General features: G+C 54.9%; 3 protein-coding genes and 1 pseudogene. 2 read left to right on the forward strand and 2 right to left on the reverse strand.

Annotated features, from left to right (window positions below):
• Positions 1–14: 14 nt before the first annotated feature.
• Both GSQ94_RS21425 and GSQ94_RS12590 read left to right on the forward strand, forming a co-directional pair.
• Positions 15–452: pseudogene (locus GSQ94_RS21425) on the forward strand (MFS transporter); the annotation flags it as partial.
• Positions 453–903: 451 nt separating this feature from the next.
• Positions 904–3,801 (forward strand): glycosyl hydrolase, encoded by a 2,898-nt coding sequence (locus GSQ94_RS12590; protein ID WP_158944217.1) that lies wholly within the window; start codon positions 904–906, stop codon positions 3,799–3,801.
• A 126-nt stretch (positions 3,802–3,927) separates the two neighbouring features.
• Here the strand turns inward: GSQ94_RS12590 and GSQ94_RS12595 are convergent, their stop codons facing one another.
• Together GSQ94_RS12595 and GSQ94_RS12600 are read right to left on the reverse strand one after the other, a co-directional pair.
• Positions 3,928–5,796, reverse strand: coding sequence for a VWA domain-containing protein (locus GSQ94_RS12595; protein ID WP_158944218.1), 1,869 nt, complete (start codon positions 5,794–5,796; stop codon positions 3,928–3,930).
• 356 nt (positions 5,797–6,152) lie between these two features.
• A partial coding sequence (locus tag GSQ94_RS12600; RefSeq protein ID WP_174240931.1) for an ATP-binding protein occupies positions 6,153–6,431 on the reverse strand: 279 nt, incomplete at its 5' end.

The following is a 6,431-nucleotide window of genomic DNA, read 5'->3' on the forward strand; positions in this document are numbered from 1 at the left end:
ATCTTTTCAATCTTTTTTGGGGATGGATGGGTGACAAGATTGGTTGGCGGACCGTCATCACCATTGTCGGAGCTTGTGGTTGCGCCGCTGCGGCACTTAGTCTTTACTATGTTCCGCACATCTTCGGCGCGAACTACACCTATGTCATGCTCGCAAGTATGTTCTACGGGGCGACCCTTGCAGGCTTTGTTCCTCTCGGAGCCATTATGGCTACGCTCGCTCCCCAATCACGCGGAGCTGCACTATCTGTCTTCAATCTTGGCTCCGGCATCAGTATCTGGTTGGGTCCCGCCATCGCTGGTATCTTCCTTCCGCACATCGGTGTCGGTGGAGTGATCTGGATCTTCGCCATGATGTACATGCTTGCCGCAGTCCTTGGCATCTTCCTCAAAACGCCACAAGTTGGGGGCGCCGCCGAGGTAGAAAAGGACATCGTGGTCGTTGCCCACTAAAAAGCTGATCAATTTTCTTATAAGAGAGTCTTCATCTCGTGCAAAAAGGTTGCTGCAGGTGATCGATCGATCACCCAAAGTTCTTCGCTTTATCAATTGCATTGCCAGGCCAGGCGTCGCCAAGCTGAAGTCCGGTCAGATCACCGATATGCTGTCCACTACGCCCCTTAATGTCTCCGACGTCTCGGGTACCGTCGAAAGTGTCCACAGTAGCTTCGCCGAGACTTGGACCTGGGTTTAGATGGTTAGAAATCTGACCTAGTGTTTGCCCGGCTTTACAGCCACCACATGGTTTACGTGTTGAGTGGGCAGATACGTTTGCGGCCGTTGACAGACTCCGACGTATTTGGCTATGTTTCTCTCCTCCTCGTATTGAACATGTTTACGTCTTGAAATACAAGATCAACGCGATCTGCTTAATGGGGACGCAGCACCAGATGAGGAGCACTTTATGAAGCATCTACTCTCGCGCATTCCGTACAGTCGGAGTCTCAAGTTCAGTGTCCTTCTTTTGGCTGCAGCATTCAGTTCGATGACCCCATTTATTGCGCTCTCGCAGGCCACCGAGGCTTCTGCTCTTCGTCAAGGATTTCGAACGCCGCCCGCCGACGCACGCATCATGATGCGATGGTGGTGGTTTGGTCCTGCGGTCACCAAGCCCGAAATCACTCACGAGCTGGAACAGATGAAGGCAGAAGGTATTGGTGGGGTGGAGATTGCCGATCTCTATGCGCTGGAGTTAGATGATCCCGGCACAGGGTTTCACAACCAACCATTCCTCTCTGACGAACATATCGCCATGCTCAAATTTGCGGGCGAAGAGGCACGCCGGCTTGGCCTGCGTGTCGATGTAACACTGGGCAGCGGCTGGCCCTTTGGCGGCCCGCACATTCCAATTACCCAGAATGCCGGAGTGCTGCGATCCGAGGTCATTGCACCGAAGGAAGGCGAAACATCTGTGCTACTACCCAGCTTAACAGCCGGGGAGAAGCTCATCGCTGCATTTACAGTGTCTGGACAGGACTCGACCTCGTCTCTGGCAGGGGCAACACAGATCCCCATTGAGGGAGCTACTCAAACGCGCCTTCCCTTACCAACTGGCACCGCAGCGAAGAGCGTTCTCTTTTTCATCAGCAGTCGAACGGGGATGGTCGTGAAGCGCCCGTCAGTCGGAGCCGAAGGATTCGTTCTCGACCACTACGATTCGGTCGCCGTTGCGAACCATCTGCATACTGTTGGGGATCGACTCCTGCAGGCGTTCCCGGATCAACCTCCCTATGCAGTCTTCAGTGACAGCCTTGAAGTCGCCGGCTCCAACTGGACCGGGGATTTTCTTGTTGAGTTCAAAAAGCGCCGAGGTTACGATCTGACCCCGCACCTGCCATCGTTAATCGGCGATACCGGAGCTGACACATTCGCAGTCCGTCATGACTGGGGTAAGACTCTTACAGAGCTGATCGATGAACGTTACATGGCTGAGGTGCAACGATGGGCGCACTCACACAATACCCAGTTTCGCAGCCAGACCTACGGGAATCCACCGGTCACGATAGCAAGTTATCGCTTCGCCGATCTTATTGAGGGGGAGGGAGCAGCGAACCCCATGATGTGGCGAAGCTTCTCTTGGACTCGGTGGGCTGCGTCTGCAGGTCACATATACGACAAACCTGTCGTCTCCTCGGAGACTTGGACCTGGCTACACTCCCCATCCTTCCGCGCAGTTCCCCTCGACATGAAGGCTGAGGCTGATATGCACTTCTTGCAGGGAATCAACCAACTCATCGGACACGGATGGCCGTACTCTCCTGAGAATCTAGTGGAACCCGGACAGCGCATGTACGCAGCGGCATCGTTCAATGCTCACAATCCCTGGAGCTTTGCGATGCCGGAGGTGGCAACTTATCTCCAGCGAGTGTCCTACATCTTGAGGCAAGGAAAGCCGGCAGCCAATGTAGCACTGTACATGCCAAACGATGATGCTTGGGCAAGCTTCAACGCTGTGCGTGAACTACCTTCGAGCGCAAACCCGATCACCGGACCTTCGGCTCCTGGACTGAATACCAACTCCGTCGGAAGCACACCACCCAATCCATACTTGGCCAACGCTGCAGCGTGGGGAAACGTCAGCATCGATGGTTCGATCAAGGCCATGTTAGATAAGGATCTCGTTGGCACAATACTCGACGCGGGCTTCAGCCTTGATTTCATCGATCCAAGCGTAATCTCCAGAGTTGGATCTCGATATCCAGTTCTGGTTGTACCCAATGTCAGTCGCATTGATCTAAGCACCTATCGGGTCATTGAGAGTTACGCAAAGGCTGGCGGGATTGTTATTGCGGTGGGTAAGGCTCCGTCCCTTGCATCAGGTCTGACGGAGGCTGCTCAAGATAGTCCGGAGATTCAGGCGATCACACAGCGACTCTTCCAAGATCTGAATCACCTCGGGCATCTGGTCCAAAACGACGCTGATCTGAGAACTGCACTGCTTCAGTTCGGAAAGCCTGAAGTGAACTATGACACACAGCAGTCCAGCGTCGGCTTCATGCACCGCAAGCTGCCGGATGGCGACTTATACTTCGTCGCGAATACAAGCAACGTGCCGCAACTCTTGAAGGCTTCCTTCGCCCATAGTTCTAAGAAGGCAGAGTGGTGGGACCCGTTTACGGGTGAGAACGCAGCCATCAAAGATGGCGATCACATAACGGAGATGATTGAGCCCTACGGCTCCAGACTCCTCTATTTCTCCAACTCGGCAGCCACTTTCGTGACGTCGCCCAAAGCAAAGAGCGAAGGCCGTAGGATGCAGATGGATATCTCGACCGGCTGGAAATTGACTATTGGCAATCGTGCTCCAATACAACTGGCGCGTCTAGGTTCTTGGACTGATAGTCCTGAACTCAGTTATTTCTCTGGCACCGGACTCTACGAGAAGGAAATCATCCTTGATAAGGCTGTGCTCACGAGTGGTCCCATCTATCTTGACTTCGGGCCAACAAAGCCGATTGAGGTTGCAGCTACTGGAAGAGTAGTACGAACTCAAGCCTTACTTGAAGCACCTGTCCGCGATGTAGCGGAAGTGTCATTAAACGGTACGAAGGTAGGCACGGTGTGGTGCCCGCCTTATCGGATCGATGTCTCAAAATATCTGCACGCGGGCAGTAACTCTCTCAGCGTTAAGGTTGCAAATACAGCGATCAACGAACTGTCGGGAGAGACCCAACCAAGTCTTCGCTTATTGCGTGCCTTACACGGCAACACGTTTCAGCCTCAGGACATGGATGACCTTAAACCGTTGTCATCTGGTCTACTTGGGCCCATCAGTCTGCATTCTGAAGCAACGGAGCCTTAGCCGCAATCATCTTCAGGATTATCTCTCCAGGCACGATCACATCACCCGCTACGTCACCGTATCCGCATCTGCGCTGGTCTGGAGGTGAACCTGGTTATAGATAAGAAAGCTTCATGCTCCAGCCCATTAACGCCGTCGTGCCAGTGGTTGGGTAACCGGTGGCAAAGTAAGAGGCGGCAAATCTTTAACGCTGTTGACAGGGATTTCGACAGCTCCGTCGTGATCTGCTGTATCGTCGTGGACTCCGATCCGAAGGTAAAACTCTCCTTTGACAGGCACGCTGATCTCCTGATGGAAGAAGAGACCAGTATGAAGGGCGCGTTCGTAAAGGATGGGCGAGAGGTCTGAATCGTCGATTCTGCTGGAGGTGTTGATGAGCCTGCCCTCTCTCGAATAGACATAGGTGCGGAAGAGGAGGCTGACTTGATGGTTGTCGTTGGCCGCCGGGGTGAAGATGATGGCGCTGGGATCGGCGGCGATGGTGACATCATAGCGGCGGTAAGGTCCGGTAATGTTTCCGGAGGCGATATTGCCCGAAGCGAGGGTGGCCTCCGGATTTCCGGCGGCGGGAACGACGAGAACCTTGAGGGTGATCTGCGTGGGAACGGGAGAGCCGAAGATCATCGCGTTGTGCATGGGGTCGGCTACGTGGGCCGTGGGAGCGGCTGCGAGTGGGACGAGGTGAGGAGCGGCGTTGGAGACTGTGACAGGCGTAAGGGCGGGGGCAGCAGCCGGAGCATCGGCGTAGTAGCCACGGCGGTATGCGAGCGTGTAGCCGTCGCGTCGAAGGTTGAGCTGGATACGGCGGAACTTGCCGTCATTGGCGTGATTGGTGGGGGAGTAGGTGAGAGTGTAGTAGTTGGACCCAGCTTCGATGGATCGAGCAACGGCATCGGCGAGACCATTGGTATTGATGAAGGCATGGCCGCCGGTCTTCTCGGCCATCTGGAGCATGGTGGAGTTGTCGTCGGCGCTCTGACGGATGGCGTCGTTGAGATGATTGGTGAAGACATCCTGGTTACGACCTAGATTGGGGTCGAGCGTGGGGTCGTACTGCCTGCCGGAGCTTTCGACGGAGTACACAGACGGGCCAGCGAGGCCGCGAGCGTCGATCGGATAGACAGCGACCTGGCTCTTGGCGAGCAGGGCTGTCGTCTGGCGGAATTTATCCGAGTTGTCTCCGGCAATCGCAAATGGATTGAGAAGATTGTCGTCGGGCAGGATGCTGATGGGAAACGAGCCGGAGAACCAGATGAGATTTTTTCTCCCAGGTAGGCCCGCGAGGTAGCGGGCTAACTGGTTCAGAGCGTCGAGTGTGTATCGTGCCCGAAGTTGGAGATCGCCGGACGAATGCTCCGCTTCGAACTGCTGCAGGCGCTGGACGACATAAGGGTTTACTGCCGCCTTCGCCTCAACCATCTTTTCAGAGAGGCGGTCGGTTTTACCGCCAGTGGCTGGGTTGTCTATCAGCGGAGAGGTCCTCGGATTCTTGCGATCAACCGCGGCTTCGAGGAGGCGGGGATCAGCGGTGAATGGCTGCAGAAGCCAGAGACGAGAACTGAGACCAAAGATGGCGAGAGGAACGTTCGGCGGAGATCTTTCGAGGAAAAGGCGAATCTGACTACGAACATAAATCTGGGCGTCGTTGGGCGTGTTCAGGGTGTCGAGAAGGAGGATATTGAGAGGGGCGTCAGCAGGGACGGTCGTGTAGTTGGTGAAGTTGCCAGGTGGTAGAACGAGGGGCAGCTCGGACTTGGCGGGACTTGCATTTGTGTGCTCCTCGAAGCTCTTGATGTGCTCGGGTACGTTGTTCTCGAGCACGGTGAAATCCGAGGCGGTGAGATTGTGAACAGGGTTCTGTTTGTTGTCTGTGACTACAACATCCACGATGACAAGCTGTGTTTGGGCCTTCAACGAAGGCGAAGATCTCTGAGGCAGATCCGGTTGGAAGGTTGCGGCGAGGAGTATCGCGAACAGTGTAGGACGGATCGGCATTTAATACCCGATGGGACGTTATCCATTTCAACATAGTTACGGGATTTCAGGAATAGTTGGCTTTGCTGACCTTCTCCGTCGAAGGCATGTTAAGACCTAGAGTCCAGTACAAAGTGAAAAGGTGCCCTCAAGGAGGATGCCTTTTCACTTGACGTTATCAGACGACGCTATCCATATAACAACCCCGGCGAAAGTGAACTCGCAAAGGTGATCATCGATCCGTTCCAGAGATGTTATCGATCATCACCGCCGAGGCGAATGCTCCGCAGTTATAGGGTAAGAGCAAGACCGTGGGCCAATTGTTCCTCCTTAAACGGAATGCAACCGGATTCTGAAGCGTCTGTATGAAGCTGGTCTCAGCCCTTGCGACCATCGAACGGTAGGAAAAGACGGAACTCGGTGCCGACGTCGGATCCTGGAGCAGGGCTGGCGAGGGTAGAGGTTCCGCCGTTGCGGCGGATGGTCTCAGAGATGACGGAGAGGCCGAGCCCTCTACCTATCAGACCTTTCGTCGTGAAGGAGGGTCTGAGGATCCTGTGACGGACTTCGGCGGGGATACTGTTACCGGTGTCTGCGACCGTGACCACGAGGCCGTCGTTCTCCGGTCGAACGCCAAGACGTATCGTTCCGCCTTC

It is taken from the genome of Granulicella sp. S190 (assembly GCF_009766095.1).
Lineage (GTDB): Bacteria > Acidobacteriota > Terriglobia > Terriglobales > Acidobacteriaceae > Edaphobacter.

Excerpts from the sequence above, each read along its gene's own strand:
- GSQ94_RS12595 (WP_158944218.1), bottom strand. The coding sequence starts at position 5,796 with ATGCCGATCCGTCCTACACTGTTCGCGATACTCCTCGCCGCAACCTTC.
- GSQ94_RS12590 (WP_158944217.1), top strand. The coding sequence starts at position 904 with ATGAAGCATCTACTCTCGCGCATTCCGTACAGTCGGAGTCTCAAGTTC.